At 46.4% G+C, this 19,951-nt stretch carries 14 protein-coding genes; 5 read left to right on the top strand and 9 right to left on the bottom strand.

Going from position 1 to position 19,951, the window contains the following annotated elements; genetic code table 11:
• Positions 1 to 917: malectin domain-containing carbohydrate-binding protein (locus AC3A8L_RS10470; RefSeq protein WP_487962198.1), on the bottom strand; the 917-nt coding region annotated here is incomplete at its 3' end.
• 760 nt (positions 918 to 1,677) lie between these two features.
• Here AC3A8L_RS10470 and AC3A8L_RS10465 point away from each other — a divergent pair.
• Positions 1,678 to 2,496, top strand: a complete 819-nt coding sequence (locus tag AC3A8L_RS10465; protein WP_487962197.1) for a DUF817 domain-containing protein — start codon at positions 1,678 to 1,680, stop codon at positions 2,494 to 2,496.
• 512 nt (positions 2,497 to 3,008) lie between these two features.
• Complete coding sequence (locus tag AC3A8L_RS10460; RefSeq protein ID WP_487962196.1) at positions 3,009 to 4,265, top strand: hypothetical protein; 1,257 nt, start codon at positions 3,009 to 3,011, stop codon at positions 4,263 to 4,265.
• Positions 4,266 to 4,602: 337 nt separating this feature from the next.
• On the opposite strand, the gene ftsX is transcribed toward AC3A8L_RS10460, so the two are convergent.
• The 3 genes from ftsX to ftsY all read right to left on the bottom strand — a co-directional run bounded on the left by ftsX (position 4,603) and on the right by ftsY (position 7,514).
• Positions 4,603 to 5,637, bottom strand: coding sequence for a permease-like cell division protein FtsX (gene ftsX, locus AC3A8L_RS10455; protein WP_487962195.1), 1,035 nt, complete (start codon positions 5,635 to 5,637; stop codon positions 4,603 to 4,605).
• Positions 5,634 to 6,302, bottom strand: a complete 669-nt coding sequence (ftsE, locus tag AC3A8L_RS10450; RefSeq protein ID WP_487962194.1) for a cell division ATP-binding protein FtsE — start codon at positions 6,300 to 6,302, stop codon at positions 5,634 to 5,636. The genes ftsX and ftsE overlap by 4 nt, the downstream gene beginning before the upstream one ends.
• A gap of 66 nt (positions 6,303 to 6,368) precedes the next feature.
• Positions 6,369 to 7,514 (bottom strand): signal recognition particle-docking protein FtsY, encoded by a 1,146-nt coding sequence (gene ftsY / locus AC3A8L_RS10445; RefSeq protein WP_487962193.1) that lies wholly within the window; start codon positions 7,512 to 7,514, stop codon positions 6,369 to 6,371.
• A 505-nt stretch (positions 7,515 to 8,019) separates the two neighbouring features.
• On the opposite strand from ftsY, the gene rsmD reads away from it, so the two are divergent.
• Together rsmD and coaD are read left to right on the top strand one after the other, a co-directional pair.
• The gene (gene rsmD, locus AC3A8L_RS10440; RefSeq protein WP_487962192.1) at positions 8,020 to 8,643 is read left to right on the top strand and encodes a 16S rRNA (guanine(966)-N(2))-methyltransferase RsmD; all 624 of its coding nucleotides are present in this window, start codon (positions 8,020 to 8,022) and stop codon (positions 8,641 to 8,643) included.
• Positions 8,644 to 8,729: 86 nt separating this feature from the next.
• Positions 8,730 to 9,224, top strand: coding sequence for a pantetheine-phosphate adenylyltransferase (coaD, locus tag AC3A8L_RS10435; protein ID WP_487962191.1), 495 nt, complete (start codon positions 8,730 to 8,732; stop codon positions 9,222 to 9,224).
• A 112-nt stretch (positions 9,225 to 9,336) separates the two neighbouring features.
• On the opposite strand, the gene AC3A8L_RS10430 is transcribed toward coaD, so the two are convergent.
• The 3 genes from AC3A8L_RS10430 to AC3A8L_RS10420 form a co-directional block, all read right to left on the bottom strand.
• Positions 9,337 to 11,295 (bottom strand): Ig-like domain-containing protein, encoded by a 1,959-nt coding sequence (locus AC3A8L_RS10430; RefSeq protein ID WP_487962190.1) that lies wholly within the window; start codon positions 11,293 to 11,295, stop codon positions 9,337 to 9,339.
• Positions 11,296 to 11,759: 464 nt separating this feature from the next.
• Positions 11,760 to 12,704 (bottom strand): hypothetical protein, encoded by a 945-nt coding sequence (locus AC3A8L_RS10425; protein WP_487962189.1) that lies wholly within the window; start codon positions 12,702 to 12,704, stop codon positions 11,760 to 11,762.
• Positions 12,701 to 14,014 (bottom strand): sphingomyelin phosphodiesterase, encoded by a 1,314-nt coding sequence (locus tag AC3A8L_RS10420; protein ID WP_487962188.1) that lies wholly within the window; start codon positions 14,012 to 14,014, stop codon positions 12,701 to 12,703. Before AC3A8L_RS10420 ends, AC3A8L_RS10425 begins: the two co-directional genes overlap by 4 nt.
• Positions 14,015 to 14,752: 738 nt before the next feature.
• Between AC3A8L_RS10420 and AC3A8L_RS10415 the strand changes: the two genes are divergently transcribed.
• On the top strand, positions 14,753 to 15,133 hold the full coding sequence (locus tag AC3A8L_RS10415) for a hypothetical protein (protein WP_487962187.1): 381 nt from the start codon (positions 14,753 to 14,755) through the stop codon (positions 15,131 to 15,133).
• Positions 15,134 to 15,260: 127 nt separating this feature from the next.
• Here AC3A8L_RS10415 and AC3A8L_RS10410 read toward each other — a convergent pair whose 3' ends face one another.
• Complete coding sequence (locus tag AC3A8L_RS10410; RefSeq protein WP_487962186.1) at positions 15,261 to 16,634, bottom strand: DUF1501 domain-containing protein; 1,374 nt, start codon at positions 16,632 to 16,634, stop codon at positions 15,261 to 15,263.
• 10 nt (positions 16,635 to 16,644) lie between these two features.
• Positions 16,645 to 19,026, bottom strand: coding sequence for a hypothetical protein (locus AC3A8L_RS10405; protein WP_487962185.1), 2,382 nt, complete (start codon positions 19,024 to 19,026; stop codon positions 16,645 to 16,647).
• Between the last annotated feature and the right edge of the window lie 925 nt (positions 19,027 to 19,951).

Raw genomic sequence — 19,951 nt, 5'->3', positions numbered from 1 at the left:
ATAATTAACGGGACAAAATCGCTACCGGCCGCCTTACCTGTAGCCTCATCAATAGCGCCATGGCAGCCTAAGCATTTCGCTCCCCACAAATCCTTACCATTACTAACACTTCCAAAAGTAGGGCCTGCTGGGCTAGAACTAGAGCTTACCGCGACAGAACTACTGCTAACCGGAGCCGCAGAAGAACTGGAAACGGGGTTATTGCCGCCAGCCGTTTTATACACTCGTAAACCCGATAAGGTCGCAAAGTTTGTGGTGGCACCGAATTCAATCGTAAGGCTGCCATCGTTAACCGCAATGCCATCAAACGTCATGTCGTAAGCTTTTTCGCGACCCACCACTTCATAAAGATTCACGCCGCTAGCAACAGAGGCGTTTTCAATATCAATATTTAAAACGCGCACATTTTGTTGACCATCAGCCCAAGACTCAGCAAACATGGCCACAACTGAGTATGTACCTGCGGGTACGGGCAGGTCGAAGGTAAACATCCCGTAACGCTGCGTTTGATAAAGGCGATCGTCTTCAGTTGCATCAATAGCATTAGAGCCATCGGCTAAACCGTTAGTTTGGCCTGCAGTTATTAAATACATGGCCGGTTCGGCCGCGTAGACTGTGCCATCTGCACCTACATAGCGATCACCCGCCACGTTAAAGGCATACTGTAGCTGCGGCGCTACAGGCGCTGCGCTTGAGCTTTGCGTTGCCGCACTACTATTCGAGCTAGCAACAGTATTTGTGCTCGAGTTCACATCCGCGGAACTGCCCATTCCATCATCAGGAGCTCCACCACAGCCAGCAACGGCAAAAGCCAACACAGAAGAAAGCCCCAAATATTTGGCTTTTCTCATTAGCGGGTTCGCTCGGTAAGTTTCGGTAATGTTCCGACTGCGATTCCGGATCAGTGCTTTTTTCATAAGGTCGATGCCTCTAATGCAAGCAATCTCGCATTGCTCAATTGGGGAATGACTCGGGTTACATCAGCGCCAGGCCAATTAACCAAGATATCTACTGCGGGCAATTGTAAAGAGTAAGGATGAAAGCCACGCCAACAGCGTCACAATCCAGGACAAATCCATATTCGCAACGTTTTTTTTGCCAACAAACACACAATAAATTAGCGTCAAAGAAATATTAAAAACACAATACCTCGATGAAATTTTCCTTTAACGACAAAAAATAAAATCACAGAATTAAATACATTCCCAAAAAGGAACCGCCGAATCCAATAAAACAACCGCATGTCACCGGTGACATTTCTCCCACCTAAATAAATAAAAGGTAACAGCGCACTCGACCAACAATGCGGAAAAAATCACAAGCTTATTTTTACCACAACAAATAACCTCATACCATTTTCCGGCTGACGCTTTATTCAATAGGGATCCCCCCCTCCACCAGCCCATACTAAATACTGAAAACATCGACCACTGGATGAGATTAAAATCAGGTTTAATACTCAAAAAATGCAATACATTATTAAATACCAACTGGTATTTAATAAAACATCAAATGCAATAAGAAGGTGCGAAGAAGATGGCTTGCGGGGCAAAGACAAGATCAAGAGACGCTCTACACAATTCGCCATAATTGAATAGTATTCATAAGCACCTGCGCACCGAACCGCCCGTTTTGGCATGTACGCTCATAAATTGAATGAGCCTACGAGATCAGAAAGTGAAAGAGTTTTTTATTTTTGGCATTAAACAAGCCTACGCAGCCATATTCGGCGGCTACCTACTGTGCGTAATGGCCATCACCCACTATTGGTACCCACTTGAAACCCTGCACCGTTACGACGCGATATTTATCGCCGCGCTAGCCTTCCAAGCCTTCATGCTACTTTTTAAGTGGGAATCTCGCCGCGAGGCCATGATTATTTTCACCTTTCATATTATTGCCACCCTTATGGAACTGTTCAAAACATCCGACGCCATCGCCGCCTGGCACTACCCAGAGGAATACATCTTTGGCATTGGTAACGTTCCGTTATTCACCGGCTTTATGTACAGCGCCGTAGGGAGCTATCTTGCGCGTGCAGGCCGAATATTCCACTTACGCTATTCCTACTACCCGCCAACGCTATACACTCTTCTTTTGGTCACTGGCGTTTACGCTAACTTTTTCAGCCATCATTTTATTATCGATATACGCTGGCTACTCCTTGCCATAACTACAGTGCTATTTTGGCAAACCCAAGTGCATTTCACGGTAATAAAAAATACACGAAAAATGCCTATACTTTTTGGCTGGCTATTAATTACCGCATTTATTTGGCTAGCCGAGAACATAGCCACTTATCTTAATATTTGGATATACCCTCATCAAACCGAACACTGGAAAATGGTCCCACTTGCCAAGTTTTCATCATGGTATTTATTAATGCTATTAAGCTTTGTATTAATCAAAGCGATAAATACGGCAAGCCTAAAGCAATACAAAGCTAAAGAATGCCGCTATCTGAAAGGCTCGAACCTTCCGCATCGAAAACGCTAAGCCAATATTAAGTCATGCACTAAACACAGGTAAAATCGTAAAAAATACAATTATCCAATCGACTTTTATTACCATTCATCGGGCCACCGCCACCCTCATCACTCACGTTTCTATTACAGTTAAAAATAACGTTAATGTAATACCGAAAGAGGCGGCACCGACAAAGCAGCACAGTCACTCCCTTTTCAGGCAAGCGCTAAATGTAAGGTTTTTGTTATCTTCACACACACTGCAACGGCTAGAAAGTGTTGCCGTATTCAACATGGCGCGCTGCATATTTCAAATACAATCGGTCACGCCATTTAAAGCACTCAGCACTTTAACGCTTTAAATACCTTAATAACCAAGATAAGAAACCATAATTTAGTTTACCCTAATGCTTGATATCGACATCTTTACACCTGAAGAATACGTGGCATGAGAATCGAATTCTGTACTTAGGGACGAGGAAACAATATTTCATCCACCGAAAAAATTTAAGTAGCGACAACCATAATAATGGATACCAAACAGTGCCCCTAAAAATAAAAAAAACCGATATACCAACACTTTATTTAGCGAAAGCCTTAACGCTTCTTTTAAGCGCCGGAATAGTTACCGGCTGTGGTGGCGCGGCTCAAATGCCTATAGATGTAGACGAAGAGCAAAACGTCAGTTTTTATGACCACTCGCCACTTGAAAATATTCCCCTTTCACAAGACTGGACATGCACAAGTTTTATTTACGAAACTGATATATGGGTACGGACTTTTTATCAAGGTGGCGAGAAATTTGATTTTCGCATCGGCCCCGGAGGAGTCATTGCAGAACTGCGCGACACTCAAGATAGCTACGCTGCATTGCTTTCCCCCTCCTATAAAGGCGAGCCCACAGATCGCGTCGTGCAGTGGACGTGGTGGAGCAACAGCCTTGTTAATATGAACCCGACACTACCCGATTACGAATGGCGCTTTAACGTGACCCAAGCAGGAACCTTTGAATCGGTCATCGCCCCTACTTTTAAAGTAGAAATGAACAGCCCCGGCTGCCAAATAGATGTGTATTCCGAGCCACAAGATCAATGGAAATCTGAGCAATCAACAATTATGGCTGGCGGCTTTACAGCGCGCACACGCTACCAAATAGCCAAAGACGGCGCCATTATTATCCGCCGCACGCTACTTGTTGGGCAATCGACCTTTGCCGGTCAACCGTCCCCTCTTGCAAACGAATACGTAGAAGCCTGGACACCCTTTTCGCGAGCAAAAATGGATGCTGTTGCCTTTTCTTTAACCGAAAATGGCAGTGCCAGCGAGTGGTACCAAGCCGGTAACAATTTACCCTCATACCCCTTTATCGATGTCGCCGGCACACCCGGCTATGCCGTTTCATTTAGCGCCGCAAACCCCAACAACAACGCAGCCGTAGGCCTTGTTTATGGCAAAGCACCACCTTGTTATCACCAAAACAATACCTGCGAACAAGAAGGAAGCTACGTTTTAAATTTAATGGAATGGGATACTGGCGTTGGCGTTCTTCCGGGCTTAACACTACCCAACGTAATGCCCGGCGACCTGCTGGATAGCTATATTGTGCTGCAACCTAGCCACGGCTTGGACGGCACGCTCTACCAAAACTTAGAATACTGGGCCAACAAAATCCCCGCCCCCCGCCTTTTTCGCGCCAATGCCGATGTAGGCGAACCTTTAGCCAACATTATGAATACGCTTAAAGCACTACAAGGTGGAAGCGGACAACGCACCGTACACTTAGCACCACTGGTTGAGTAGCGTTTAAAGCGTGGGCCGGCATTAGATGTTTAGCCTGAAACACTGGTGCCGCTATTAGATATAAAAACAAGTTCTAGCAAATCATTTAGACCGCTAAATATCGGAATATTTGAGATTAGAGCTTGTTTCAGCTCGTTGAGCTTACCGAGTACTGACCATACCTTCGCTATAGCCTGTGAATATCCACAATCGGGGACACTCCAAACAATAATCTATATAACTATTCAGGCGGGGTCGAATAATACTCACCAAAAAGGAGAATTGATTATTTTCTGGGTATTCAAGCGTCAGGCCTTGCTTGTGATACTTTAAGTGAGTTACGTGTTGGCTATTCCCTTTACCGCGGCTCTATCTCACTCAAATGCTTACCCACGGCCAACCAGGCGGAAAATAATCCCAAAAAAGTACTCGCCGCCAACAATGAGAAATTATCCACAAACGTTAGGCCTCTTAAAACAAACCCACTCTGGTAAGCGGCCGCTAAACTGGAAACAGAGCCAGCTAAAGATTGATGGCCAAGGGTGACAAGTAGCACGGCTAAGGTACCGCCAAAAAAGCCGTACCATGCCCCAGTGTATAAAAAGGGCCTGCGTACAAAACCATTGGTGCCACCCACTAATTTCACAATAATAATTTCGTCGCGGCGGCTTTCGATGGCTAGGCGAATACTATTGCCAAGGGCCAACAAAACACCCAAACCTAGCAAGCTCGCTAGAATGGTAACGATTTTTTTACCCAGCACCATTATTTCGCGTAAGCGGCGGACCCAATCCATATCCATGTCCACAGATTCGACCAGGGTATTTTTTTGGATGGTTTCACCTAACGCGGCGAGCCGTGCTGGCGAGCTGGCTTGCGTGGTGGGCGTAATGACCAAGGTCGGTGGCAATGGATTTTGCTCTAGCATGTTTAGTGCATTACCAAAGCCAGCCATATCTTGAAAACCTGCCAATGCTTGCGCTGGCGATATGTATTCAACACTTTTAATATCGGCACGCTGAGTCAGTTCTTTTTCAAAACCTTTAATGGCGGCTTCGCGGGCGCGCAAATGCAAGTACACTGAAATTTTAGGATTAGCATCCCAGCTATCGCCTAAGGTTTGTACATTATTAATGGCAATAAACAATGTGGTTGGTAAGGCTAACGCAATGGCGACCACGAGCGACGTCATTATGGTTTGCAGCGGCATGCCTAATAAACGTATTAGACTGGTTTTGGCCGAAACCACATGGTGCTGCCGCCACGCTTTAAATTTTTGCCCTGCAGAATTTTGGCTTTGTACGGCGCCACGCGAAGGGGCCGCCTCGGGTTTTGGCGTGACAGGTTTATGATTGGTGTTTTTGGTTGCACTGGGCTTTGTTTTTCGACTCACCACACCACTCCATCATGAATTAATTGTCCGCCTTCCAGCGTAAGCACGCGGCGGTGCATACTTTTAATCAATTCCACATCGTGGCTTGCGATCATTACGGTTACGCCAACCTCGCTGAACTGACGAAATAACTCCATGATTTCGGCGCTGAGCTCGGGATCTAAATTACCCGTTGGCTCATCCGCCAATAACAACGGCGGTTTGTTAACCACGGCGCGGGCAATGCCGACCCGCTGTTGCTCGCCGCCCGAAAGCGATACTGGATAGGCTGTTTCTTTATTGAGCAAGCCCACTTTATCTAATGAGGCGCGCACGCGGCGGGCAACCTCGCGATGATGAATGCCGCAAATTTGCAACGGTAGAGCCACGTTATCGAATACTGTGCGGTCAAATAATAATTGGTGGTTTTGAAATACGACACCCACTTGGCGGCGATGAAAAGGGATATGGCTTTTACCCAGGCGCCCCAAGTTGCGCCCGCCGATCATTACCTGCCCGCTGGTGGGCTTTTCCATCAGCATGATCAGCTTCATCAGCGTACTTTTACCGGCGCCCGAGTGCCCTGTTAAAAAGACAATCTCTTGTTCCTCTACCGTAAAGCTGACTTTATTCAGCGCCTCTTGCCCGGTGGCATAGCGCTTACAAACATCATGAAATTCGATCATGGCGAGCAGTGTTCCTTACGGTGTTTAGCTTACTTGGCAGGCAGCACTAAGCGTACGACTTAAAAATTAAGCCTCGCGATTAAATAAAGCATCCACGAAAGCTTTTGCTCTGAAAGGCTGTAAATCTTCGATCGCCTCGCCAACGCCAATAAAACGCACAGGCAAGCCAAACTTTTTACTCAAAGCGAAAATAATACCGCCTTTGGCTGTGCCATCTAATTTAGTTAATGCTAAACCGGTAACACCCGCTACCTTTTGAAAATGCTCGGTTTGGCTAACGGCGTTTTGCCCTGTGCCGGCATCTAGCACAAGCAGTACTTCGTGCGGCGCGGTACTATCGTTTTTACCAATTACGCGCTTCACCTTGGCGAGTTCGTCCATCAAGTGGCCTTTGTTATGCAGGCGTCCTGCGGTATCGCAAATGACAACATCCAGTTTTTTGGCCGTTGCCGATGCCACCGCATCGAAGATAACACTCGCGCTATCGGCGCCAGTATGTTGCGCAACTACATGAATATCGTTGCGCTCACCCCATACCTGCAACTGCTCGACAGCCGCCGCGCGGAAGGTATCGCCGGCCGCTAGCATCACGCTTTTACCTTCTTGGCGAAGCTGATAAGCCAGCTTGCCGATGGTGGTGGTTTTGCCTACACCGTTTACACCCACCACTAAAATTACGTAAGGCTTTTTAGTGGTATCAATCACTAAGGGCTGTTCGACGGGGGTAACAATATCGAGCAACTTGGTTTGCAAGGCTTCGTACAGGGCCTCTGAATCGGCCAATTGCTTGCGCTCTACGCTTTCGGTGAGGTGATCAATAATTTCGGTGGTGGCATCCACGCCCACATCGGCGACCAGTAGCTGAGTTTCTAACTCTTCCAGAAGCTCCTCATCAATGGCCTTTTTACCCAGCAGTAAATTGCCCAGGCCTTCGGCAAACTGGCTGCTGGTGCGTGATAAACCACTTTTGAAACGAGCAAACCAACCTTTAGCTTTGGGCTTTTCGACGACAGGAACAACACTGGCCGCCTTTTCGGGCTCGGCCTGTAACGGCGAGTCGGTAGCATCAGCGGGGGCTAGGGCCTGCTCATCCGGCGTAGCGTCGTCCGAGTTTGTGCGATTAAGAAAGCTAAAAAAGCCTTTTTTCTCAGCACTTTCGCCCGTTTTTGCGGCTTCGGGTTTATCTTGGTTTTTATTGCGATTAAAGAACATGGGCTATTAACTTCAAAAACTTCATTCAAAAAGGAAGGGCACATGCGTGCTGTGGGGCAGAATAAGCAAAAGCCACCACACCGAACCACACCGTGCTAACACGTAAAATAGGGGCGTAATCGTACCACCTCCACCCCAGAATTAAGAGGCTCCCGCGCCCGCGTTGGCTAAAAAAAGCCATTCCTGATGAAAAAAACGGCTGCTCGTTCAATCCGCCCCGCTTTCCTATGCTCATTCGCCGCCAAGCGACTAAATCGACAAACTATTATTGCCTCGCCCCTAACGCTTACGGATACTTAGGGGCGAGGTAATAATAGTTTGTCCAATTAGACGAGGGCGCCTGTTTTCTCAACAAGGCGCTCGAAGGGGCGCATGTTGGGGCATGTAACGCTTTGGGCAACGCTGTTGAGGAAGCAGGAGGCAAGTGTTATTGGATAAAGTATTTTTTCCTCGGCCCTTATATACTGCGCCGTCTTTTACCCTACAACCAACAAAAGAGTATTCCGTGAGCCCGCGCCACCCCACCAAAGCCAGAAAACCAGCAACTACCGGCAATGCCGGCGCTACCCAGGTTAAAATTATTGCAGGCCAATGGCGCGGGCGTATTTTGCGCTTCCCAGAGGTGGACGGCCTTAGGCCCACCGGCAACCGTATTCGCGAAACCGTGTTTAACTGGTTAATGCCGGTATTGCACGGTAGTCGATGCTTGGATGCCTTTAGTGGCAGTGGCGCCCTGGGCTTTGAAGCGCTATCGCGCGGAGCTGCTAGCGCTGTAATGCTCGAGCCCGACCGCACCGCCAACCAACACCTGCACGATAATGCCGCTTTACTTGGCTCGAATTCCAGCAAAATTTTTGGCACAAAGGCTGAACAATGGCTGGCGATACCCGCCACTCAACAGTTCGACATAGTATTTATCGACCCGCCGTTTACGCTGGATTTATGGCCCGATGTGCTCGAAAAACTCGAAAACAATGGTTGGCTTAGTCCTAATGCTTGGATTTATATCGAAACCCCCAAGGGCTACACCCTCAACCCGCCACCTCATTGGCAGCAGCACCGCAGCAAACAAGCAGGGCAGGTCACATTTTCGCTGTATAACCGCGGCAACAAAATGCCCGATAGCTAACAACACCTGACGCCCTTGCTTACAACCGTTACAATCCACTTTTTCGGCCGAGCCCTTCGCGCCACTCATCAATAATGGAGCACCCCATGGCACAAGGCCGCCCTTCCGTCGTTGTTTACCCCGGCACTTTTGACCCCATCACCAACGGTCATATCGACCTTGTTGGCCGCGCCAGTAAATTGTTCGATAAAGTCGTTATCGCCGTCGCCGCCAGCCCCCGCAAAAAACCGCTATTCACCCTAGAAGAGCGCGTAGACCTGTGTCGCCAAGTACTCACCAAGTACGACAATATCGAAGTGTGCGGCTTTGATTGCCTGTTAACGCAAGTGGTTAAAGAGCACGGCGCCTGCGGTGTAGTACGCGGCATTCGCGCCGTATCGGACTTCGAATACGAATTCCAGCTGGCGAATATGAACCGTGCTTTAGAGCCCGAAATGGAAAGCCTATTCCTAACCCCTGCCGAGCACTTATCGTTTATCTCGTCGTCGTTGGTTAAAGAAATTGCCTCATTAGGCGGGGATGTACATAAGTTTGTGGTGCCGAATGTTGAGAAGGCTTTGAAGGGGAAGTTTAGGAAATAAGATAGTCACTCAAAAAGCAATGCTGGGCTTTGGCACATTTATCACAGCGGCAGTCAAATATAAAAAAAGCCCGATGTCGGGCTTTTTTTATATTATTTAACGATGGATGATATTAAAAGACGGTAACCTGCCAGAAAGCCGAATGCTTCAAGCCTTGTGCACCACCAAAGGGCGCGGGCATGGTAAGTGTTAATGTAATGCTGTCGTATTTCGGGATATTGGCACCATCATCATCCTCGCTAAGCTTAGGGGCAGCATAAGTAAAACCGTAATCCATATCTGCAGGGTTACCTGAAGTATTGGAAACAGGATAGAGACCTGTTAGATTTTTGATTGTCCCAAATTCAGCTGAGAACTCCACTTTCGTACCTGCGGGCAATGCATTACCGGTAGGGCAATCATCTTGGCTATTGCCTGGATTAAGCGCATATATATTGCCGTCTGAAATCGACAATCCATCAAAGCGAAGAAGCCCCTCGCTTGGAACGGCTCGACCTACAAACTCAAAACCTTGACCTACACCTGTTCCACCACAGTATGAAGGCGAGTCATCTCTCGATAAAGTTAAAGTAATAGACTTCGCAAAAAGCATTGATTGCATCGACTTATCGCTGCAATAATCCGCAGGATTACTGTGCTGGCAGTTTGGACCAGTCCACTTCCCATCCCCCAGATCACGCATCTTATTGCCATTAGAGTCAACCGGGCGATCAATTTCTACTTCAAACTCCCCAGATTCATTAATATCAATATAGGAGCCCACAAGGTCGGTATACTCTCGCCCAGCTATCGGCTCGACACATCCAGCTCCCCAAGCAGCAGGCTCGCCCACTGCCCCTGTAAGGGGGCGACAGTTAATCGTATCGCCATCATCAAAAATAAAGTTAGCGTTATTGTCGTTGAATTCTTCAGCGACGTTAATCAAGGCTGCAACTTGTATACGGCCATTATCAGGGCGACCAGCGCCACCAGCCGGTGTCCACTCTACAGAACATCCACCATCTAAAGATTGGCAGGAGGTGGGCATTGAGCCGGTCTCAAGGTTCCAAAAAGAGATGATGGTGCCATCACTTACGGGGTTACCGGTAGAGTCAGCTGCCCGAGCAGTCAGGTTAACCTTTTGCCCGCCCGCATATTTATAAGCATTCGGGTTGTAGATATCCGCACTCAAGGCAAAGCGCCGTGGAGACGGTAAGCCAGTACCAATGGATATAGTATCGGAAACACCCGTTAGGCCTGAGCTAACATGAATGGCTTTAATCCGAATTGGGCCAGGTTTACTACCTGAAGAAACCGTGACTGTAGCAAGGCCATTCTCGTCAGTGTTCGCAAAAGCGGCGCTAAGAGAAGCTCCCGTACCAGGCTCGGTGAGTGCAAAGTTAACTTGCTCGTTGGCAATAGGATTACCCGACCGATACTTAACGCTGAAGGTAACATCGGTGGTTTTTATACCGCCAGAGCCATCAATATCCAACTTTGTTTCTGACAGCGATACAGCAGACACACTACCCGCAGCCTCGTCAATATCAAGCTTAACCGTTTGAGTATAAGTAACACCATCCGCCCACTCACCACTCAGCACAACATTATCATTACCCGAGCAACCTGCTGGCAAGTAGGTGAACGTATTAGTATCTGTAACCGAGCTAATTAGAGCTTGGCCGTTATCACCACACGTTGAAGTAATGCTAAGAGTACCCTGCAGATCAATGGCCTCTTCTGTCTCTGCATCTTGAAAGCTGATGCTTAAAGTGGTCTCTTCTGTCGCAGAAAGGTCTGAAGATTCCGCACTAAAAACAACTTTAACCTTTTGCTGGGTAGTTGGCTCAATAAAATCGTAAACGATAGCGGGCTCACTACTACTTGCCGCATCGCTGCTTGCTGCTTCGCTACTGTTACTCGCGAGTGAAGACGATGCATCCACAGAACTGCTGGTTAAAGTCGAGATAGTGGGAGTAGTAATGATCCCGCCACTATTGTCATTGCCGCTACTTCCGCAACCTGCCAGAAGTGAAGAAATGGCAACACCTAAAACGACCTTTTTTATTATTGTTTCATGTTGTACTGGCATAGTATTTACCCTAATTATTTAATCCGTACCAAAAAATGAGCATCAATTTAAAGAAGAGGAACGCAGAGTATCAAGTTAGCCTCATATTATATATGGGCGAATGAGGATCAAGCCAATAAAAATACAGATGGATCTGACCCTCCAGGAACAATAATAGGCCACTTTATAAACAATGCGTCGATTTATCTCACTAACACGCTAGGCTTACTAGCCCTAAACGTAGACCTTGAGCACACCTATAGTTGGTTGCTTGTAGCTCACGCCGTTAGCGTACTGAGCTTAAAAAAACCGTCGCCAGATGCTTAAAGGTGGCACACAATTCATCACCCCACAAAAGACTTGCCATTGGCGGGCTTTCGGGTGGTTACGTCACTCGACGTTAGCCTCACTTAAGGATACTCGGTGCTGGCCAGCAGGTTAATTAAGCTCCCACCCTTCACATTAGTAAACCGAGCGCGAGCGACCTACTCAAAAAACCGAACCTTAAATTCTCGCAGTTTAGCCTCGCTATACTCAAGCCAATCGGCCTCACTAAGATCGTGAAAAATGCCATTGCGCTCGGCCATCAGTGTTTGCCGTAGTTCCAATAAAGCTGTTTGATAATTCTGAGCTTGCCCCACCTGAAACTGATGGCGATCTAAGCGCTGTTTTTCTTTTGCGGCCTGCTCGGCAGGCAGGTATTTCTCGGCTAGCTTTGGCGCCAGTGTTTTATCCTGATCAGACTCTAGCGCTTCACCGAAGAATAACTTAGCCGCGTTGTAGGCGTTTAACTTGCTGTCATCATTTGATTGCCCTTGAAGCCAACGATCAAACACGTCCAGCTTTCCCTCTAACGTCAAGTCTTGGCTATTAATTTGTAAAGAGTTAAGTGCTAAGCGCTGATCGTAGAAGGCGAGTTCATCAAAAAAAAGTTCTTCGGATAGCGCGCCCCAAACACTCGCGTAAGCGGATTTAACCTGATCCACCTTATGTTCTAGCGTCAAGTCCTGAGAAGTTAATTCGTAATTAATCGTCTCATTAAACATAACAAGTTTTTCAGGGTATTCGCTAATAATGCTGTATCTATTCATATCCACTGCTCGCCCTAACAACTGTAACTGACGCTCACAGTTATTCACCGCTCGGCAGGTACGCCAAAACGCTTTTACTGCAGATATTAGTTTATTGTTAGGCAGCGATTGTAATTCGCCGAAGTGGACATCAGCTTCCTGCACCTCGCTCGTAGGAGCTGGCGCAGAAGCTGATGTAAAAGGATTGGGAATATTGCGATGCACGACGCTGGATGGCTTAACTTCAGAAAGCGGCCGCAAAGACGGATGCTCAGTATCTTTTTCGCGCAGTAAGTAGATAGCAGCACAGAAAAAAATAACAATGCATAAACTAAAGCCAGTTAATATTTTTAAGGTCATTCAATAAAGGCTTCAACAGGAAAGTGGTCCGATAGATCCCACAGCCCCCACAACGATTGGGTGGTGCTTCTAGGGATGCGTACGTTATTCACATTACTATTGGGTACAGCATATTGATTACTTACCAGCACGTAATCAAGGTATTCAATATGATCGCCACCGGACCCCACCGCGGTGCCATGCACATTAATAAAGGGATCGAAGGTCGATTCCGTGTGGCCCGTATAGGTCGGTTCCGATGCGTCTAATGTTGTCAGCATTTGTTGATAATCCTCAGGGAAAAGCAACTTATTCACATTGAAGTCGCCACCGTAGATAACCGTTTCATTTTTAGGAATTTCAAGGGATGCTGTAAATTCGCGCATTTGCTCGAACTGATTCTGCCGATACAAACGGGCGATATCACTATCAAAGGAAGCCGTGTGTGAAGAGAATATGTGATAGGAGCGGCCCTGCTTTATAATCTCCATATAATTAATGCCCTTATCGGCTAAGCAGTCGGCACCCGTACAATCGGGAAAATAAGCCTGCGCTTGATTCACAATGGGGTAGCGACTTAACATTATTACTCCGCCATTGAAAATATTGGGCTCGGGATTATTGAGCATTTTTGTGACGTAACTGTAACCGTAATCTTCTTCTAAGGTGCGAATAAGGTTTTCACGACTGCTTGAAAATGCTTCTTGTAAAAGTAACACATCGTATTGCGCCAAATACTCGGGCATAACACTCAAACGCTCTACAATTTGATTAGACACAAACGGAAGCGCCCATACATTATAGGTTAGTACCGACAGCTTATCGGGCGACGGGTTGAGCACTGCTGGCTGATAGCGTTGAGTTAAAACGTAATCGACATCAGAATAAAGGCCTTTCTTTTTTCCGCGGAATGCCAATTCTGCCGTTAGCCCGTCTGCCTGTAAGAACGTAGTGCGATGAATTTGAGTATCCGACTGAAACGGCAACGCGGCATCATCCACCTTGCCGCCAAAACTTAATGTTGAATCTGAAGTGAGTGATAACACCGTTTGATGAAGCTCAAGGCTAACATTGTCATTTTCAACGCGCGTGGAGAATAGAACCTCTTGATTCGGGGCAATCGGTAACTGGCGATTAATACGTAAAATGCGCTGTGTTGTAAAAGCTGGAACACTATCTTCATAAACGAAATAGTGCTCACCGGCGAGCAAGGCCACATCACCCGTTTGCTGCACCTGAATACTTAAGGGTTGATGCGTGTTATTGACAAAGAAAATGTCACTGTGAGGGGAATCGTCAGGGGCCTCGCCAACACACGAAGATAGTAGCAATGCGCAAACAAGCCATATAGGGCACAGATAAATACGATAGCCGCTAAACATGGGGGAAATATTGAATAGTTACTGTAATAAGCATATCAACGCCACTAAAAATCAACTTAGGGGCGAGGCAATAATAGTTTATCCAATTAGACGAAGAGGTCGACTTTCTTATCGAGGCGCTTAAAGGGGCGCATGCCGGGGCATGTAACGCTTTGAGCAACGAAGATAAGGAGGTCGAGATCAAGTATTAGTGGATGAAATATTGTTTCCTCGTCCCTTAACCATCGACAAAGCCCCTTGGGGCAAAAAAACAGCACAAAACATAACATAGGTTGATTGTGGATAACGTGCTGCACTCCACCTAAAGCACCATCGATCTATACGCAACCGCCGTATATAACTAGAAAAACTATCCATAGTGCCCTAGGCCGGGGCGCGGACCATAAATGATCGGTATTCGTAAATTCCCGTAAACCAGTGATTTGATCAACCACAGCAATGATCATAGTGTGGCCTGCCCCTTGCTTACGGCTGACACTCTCAAGCAAGCGTAGGCTGTGAATCACGTGCCCCCTTATTCATGGGCATACAACCGCACCATTCTGAATTAAGAATGTAAAACTACGTTAAATCTTCACTCTAAAATTTGAGATTGACTACGATCCCATGCAACATGCACACAGAACGGTGACGACATAATTATTCGGTCCGAAAACGAACAATACATTCAATAAAGGTATCTCTACGATGAAAATTACGACTAAAAAAGTTCTTCTGTCAATTACCGCCATTTCAGCGCTCGCACTCTGTACAGCATGCACTAAACAAGAGTCGCCTTCGGACACTAGCCAATTAGAGAACGTGAGCAAAACCACAAGCCAAACATTAGACAGTGTGAAAGAAGCATCACACGATCTGGCCGATGCAGCCAAAGACAATATTGAAAAAGGTATTGCGGGCACTAAAGAATTAGCGAGTGACCTTAAAGATAAAGCTGAATCCGGAATGGATAAAGCAAAAGAAGAAGCAAGTAATGCAGCTGATGCGACTAAAGACGGTTATGAAAACACCAAGGATAAAGCCGAAGAGCTTAAGCAAGATGGAAAGAACTTATTGAATAAATACTAACCTAACCCAGTTCTAATTAAACCACGACTTAAAGGCCACCATTCACAACGGTTTACTCGATACCGCGTGAATGGTGCCCATGAGAATATGCTGTAATACCTCCAAAAATATACGGTGCCATTAGTTATTATACTAACGCGGCTGTAATTACTTTACCGCCATCAATACGCTTATTAATACGCTCATCAGTCACGCCCACAGAGGCTGCCAATGTTTTACCCACGGCCGATAAAGTTTCTTCGTAAGGGATATCCGCTGCATTACCGGTGCCACCATTCGCCGAATTGATTCGCTTGGCTTTAAAGTCGATTTTATCTTTACGCCGCTGATAGGTTTCTATGCCGCCAATAACACCGGCATTAATCGTAGGGCCAAACACATACATGCAATGGTGGCTTCCATTATGATCGCGGCCGCCGTTCGGGGCGCGCAATAATGTTCGGCCAAAAACATTCATACTGGCAAAAACCACATCGCTTGCAATACCGGCAAAGTTCAACTTTTCCCATAACGTTTTTAAGGCGTCCATGGTCGCTAAGGTATCGTCTACTTCATTGGCCAGATTTGTATCTTGGTGATTATCGCCACCAAAAGGCATGCCGAGTGTAATCACCGGTGAAACTTTTAGTTGAATTAAAGCCGCCGCCATTTTGGCTTGGTCCGCTGGTGTATTACCATTAATGTCAGTGATTAAGTCCGCCAAGCTATCACCTAGCTTTTGCGCCTCTTGGCGGCTAGAAGCATAACGGTCTAAAAACTTTTTCTGCGCTGGCGTTCCGTTGCTTTTCACCTCGGCATAAGTTTCATCTAGGAAGCGGTCGCGCATGGCCACCATTCGATCGAACTGCCCAACCTTAGCCGAAAAAATAGTTTTTAAGCTGGCGGGTGATAATTGCGGTGCGGGCACACCGTTGGAATTAATCGTCGAACCCCCAACACGAATTAATTCTTTGGACAGCGTTCCTAAATTACCCGCATTCTCGTGAGCGACAAAAGAGGCAAAATGATCACCACCACTCCCATCAGGCCCTTTTAAAGCGCCGTTTAACCCGACCACTACACTAAAATCGGGATGCGCATTAGTAAAAGTACCGTGGTGCCAAAAACCACTACGATCCAATAAACCCTGCGGTAACGACGACCAACACTCTCCTGCGCGTACCGACTGACTACCCAAATTAAAATTAACAGGGTTTTCAAACCCCTGCGCCTTATTGCCCAGCTCGGCGACTGTGGGATGCTCTATTTGATGACGCGGATCATTCTGGTTATTAGGATCGGCGTAAGCACCCGGAGCATTAACATTTAAAGGGTCACCGTTGCTCATGTGGGACAAGATTAAGAATTTGGAGTCTAGCGCAGCAGACCAAGCCGCTTCACTTTTACCCAATAAAAATGCGGTAGGCAAACCCGTAAGTAATGCACGCATGGATAACGAACCATAACTTAAAGCACCAGCAACCAAGGCATTGCGACGAGTCAGCTGTTTTAATGTTTTCATAATAAACCCCTTACATCCCAATGCTGATAAGTTCTGGGGAAGTACAAGCCGAAAACCAAGCTGCACGTAAACCATCACGTTTATTTAAACCAAAACCACAGGTAATATCGCCAGTTTGGGCGAGCGGGTCGGTACAATTATTGGGCTTATTCGCAATATCATAAACATCACGCAACCCGTCAAACAATTCGCCATAACGGTGATGGTTTTGCGGGATACCCATTAAGTACTCCACCATCAAACCCAGGTTATCGTTGATAGGAGAATTTAAATTGAAAATCTTATTGTTGTCCGCTGCGAATACACCAAAGGCTACGCGGGAACATTCACGGTCTATGGATTTCGCATCAAACAAACTAACTTGCGATGCCTGAACCAGATCAACCGTACCGCGGCTGTACTCGTCTATAGGCACTACACCGAGTGAACCACCGTTACATAAATTAGTCTCCCCCGCTGTACCTGCAGCCGTATTTATTTGCGCGATGCGTGTATTCACCGAATGACAAAAATGATTACCCCGGCTCATACTCACAATAAAGCCTACGTTATCGTGTGTTTCCACTTTTCGATTGGCAGTAAAAATAGGTGAACTAAAAAACTGCCGCATTAGGTTGCGCATACTGTAGTTATTGTTTTTGAAGAAATTAACCAAACGAATAAACTCTGGGTCATTCTCGTCACACCGCATCGAGTTACCCCAAACACACAACTTCTGCACCCAACCGCTGGGTAAATCGGGATGATTTTTTAAAATGCGAACAAAATCATCCGTATTATTGAAATTCTCGGTTACGCCGTAAAATGAAAAACTGGGCTGTAACGTGTTGTCGGGGTCTTTTGCGCGATAGCGTGATACCAAGACGTTATCGAACACTAAACGCATTGGGTCCATATGACGGTGGCACTGATAACACACCGTATCTGGGTCGGCATGGGTAAGGGGAATACCCGCCTCCGAAATATGAGGTGTAGCATCTGAAGGGGAAAAAGTTTTACCCAACGCAATAATTAACGTTTGATTCAGTGTTAACCGAAACTGATTATCATCATTGGTCACCCAGTAATTCAAAAATACGGGCGTGCTAAAAAAACCGACCCGTGGGTAGCGTAAAGCAAGCTGCCCACCTTCAGGAATATCCCGTAACGTTTGTGTAAAACCCCCACTGTTAGACCATACCGCCGGCGTATTCGCCTGTGTAAGCTTTATCGTACGCCAATCGTTATAATCTTCGGCGCGTAAAAATTCTAGCGTTCTAAATAAATCTTTTTCCGCAGGGTTTTGTAAATAACTTCTATTGGGCGTTTGATTGGCCTTATCCAAGTACACTAGCGCCGCCAACACTGCCGTAGTTACCTGCCATTCACGCGTTGTTATCACATTTCTAAAATCTTTATTCTCACTCACAACATTCCACGCCGTGCGTACGAACATGTCGTTAAAGTTTTCGCGTAAAGCCTGATAATCAATATTACTCACATCACGCATAATGTTATTAAGCTGTTCGTTGTAACGTACATTACCTAACGGGCGCTGTTGCAAATTTACCGTTAAAAAGTCTTTAATCTTAGTTTCGTATTCAGGCGTTTGTTCCCAGGTGCGAATAAGTGTGCGTAAAGCAGCAGGATCAATACCGCCATCAGACGCCCCCATGGAGCTTAGCTCTTCAGCTGTTGGGGCTCCGCCGTGCAGTATATATTTTGCCTTAGCTAAAGCCGTACCCGCATTAGCCGCTTTAAAAGCGGTGTTTGGAACTTGTTCTGGCGGCAACGGTATTTCGTTTTCAGCCACGTCCTCTACCCAGCTTTTGATGCATGCAAAATCTTGCGCGCTCATAAAGCGATTATTTTTATCGGCATTAAGGGGCATCGGGCCACGTTTACAAGCGCTAGCATTTAATTCAGCCAACTTTTCTTGATTAATCAATTTAAGTAATAACGAATTTTCTGGCTCTAGCGCATTAATCAGTAACTCGCTTTCACAGCTGCCATATTCTGTGGGTAAGTCTAATAATCGTTGCCCCACATTACCCGTTTCTAAATTTAATCCACCACCAATGTTGCCGAAGGCCGTTCCATTATGACAACCCATGCAGCTGTTATTATCAAAAACTTCTTTTGCCGCCTCAAAGTCACAAGCCACCATCGACAGCGACGACGATGCGACACTTGACTGACTAACAGAACTTAAAGAACTGAGGTTTGAAAAGGAAGACTGAGGTAAAGGTGCTGAGCTTTCGCTCGAACTGAAAGCTGCCGCGTCGCTAGATGCTAATGAGCTTACGGGTATTGAGCTTTGCGTAGGGTTATCGTCGCTCATGCCAGAGCAAGCACTGAGCAAAACAGCAGTCATTAAGCCCGCGAATCGGGATAATTGGGTACCGGGGAACATAGGTCAGCCTCGTTTGCCCGCGCTTTGTGCAGCAGCATCCGTTGCTAGTCACTCCATCAGGCACACCACCTGTGACTTTTATATGTGCATTAACGCGGTTGGTACATCATTGTTATTGTGTGTTTTGACGTTTACTTTACCGCTTTTATCTTTAAAGCAGAAGTAGAATACAAAAACAATAATCGCATATGGTTAAGCTATCAACATATATATATTTTCAGCCGATGAATTACCACAAAGATGAGAGCAAACGCACAGGCTTAAATAGCAGAGAGGGAAACTGGCAGCGATGTCATCGTGACTACTAGCGCGAGGCTTACATTGAGACGGCCGCTTACGATGAATGGAATGCATCACGATATCGATAGCAGGACTACTCTCTTGCGTAATTTGGGTTTCAACTTTCGTTAACTCGATACCGGAGAAGTCAGTTCATTTAAGTTTTACGCATGCTCGCGCGCCGGGCTTTATATTTTCAGGGTTAATTAAACGGCCGGAATAGCTTATTTTAAGCCACCGTTAACCTCATGAACAAACCACCTTTCTTGCGTTTATTTATATCTCATCGCTTTATGAAGTGCGTCACGCCATACGTTGGTGCCACCACTCCTATTATGCGATGGTTTATGCAATGGTGGCCGATTAGAGTAGGAAATATAAACATCGGAATATCTTGTACTCCTTAAGGGCGTGCACGAAATAAGGAACGAGGAAACAATATTTCACCCACTAATACTTGATATCGACTTCCTTACCTTAGTTGCTCAAAGCGTTACATGCCTCGGTAACTGCTCCATGCGTTACCCTAATGACCTATATCCGTATAGGCCCCGGCATGCGCCCCTTTAAGCGCCTCGATAAGAAAGCCGACCTCTTCGCCTAACTGGATAAACTATTATTGCCTCGTCCCTAAGTTGCTGGAATT

The organism is Marinagarivorans sp. (genome assembly GCF_982758155.1).
Note: the sequence above shows the minus strand (reverse complement) of the source record. Positions and strands in the feature narration are given on the sequence as shown.

Bases quoted from the DNA above. Each gene is read 5' to 3' on its own strand.
- AC3A8L_RS10405 (WP_487962185.1), bottom strand. From the start codon at position 19,026: ATGTTCCCCGGTACCCAATTATCCCGATTCGCGGGCTTAATGACTGCT.
- ftsE (WP_487962194.1), bottom strand. From the start codon at position 6,302: ATGATCGAATTTCATGATGTTTGTAAGCGCTATGCCACCGGGCAAGAG.
- AC3A8L_RS10415 (WP_487962187.1), top strand. From the start codon at position 14,753: ATGAAAATTACGACTAAAAAAGTTCTTCTGTCAATTACCGCCATTTCA.
- coaD (WP_487962191.1), top strand. From the start codon at position 8,730: ATGGCACAAGGCCGCCCTTCCGTCGTTGTTTACCCCGGCACTTTTGAC.
- ftsY (WP_487962193.1), bottom strand. From the start codon at position 7,514: ATGTTCTTTAATCGCAATAAAAACCAAGATAAACCCGAAGCCGCAAAA.
- AC3A8L_RS10425 (WP_487962189.1), bottom strand. From the start codon at position 12,704: ATGACCTTAAAAATATTAACTGGCTTTAGTTTATGCATTGTTATTTTT.
- AC3A8L_RS10410 (WP_487962186.1), bottom strand. From the start codon at position 16,634: ATGAAAACATTAAAACAGCTGACTCGTCGCAATGCCTTGGTTGCTGGT.
- AC3A8L_RS10430 (WP_487962190.1), bottom strand. From the start codon at position 11,295: ATGCCAGTACAACATGAAACAATAATAAAAAAGGTCGTTTTAGGTGTT.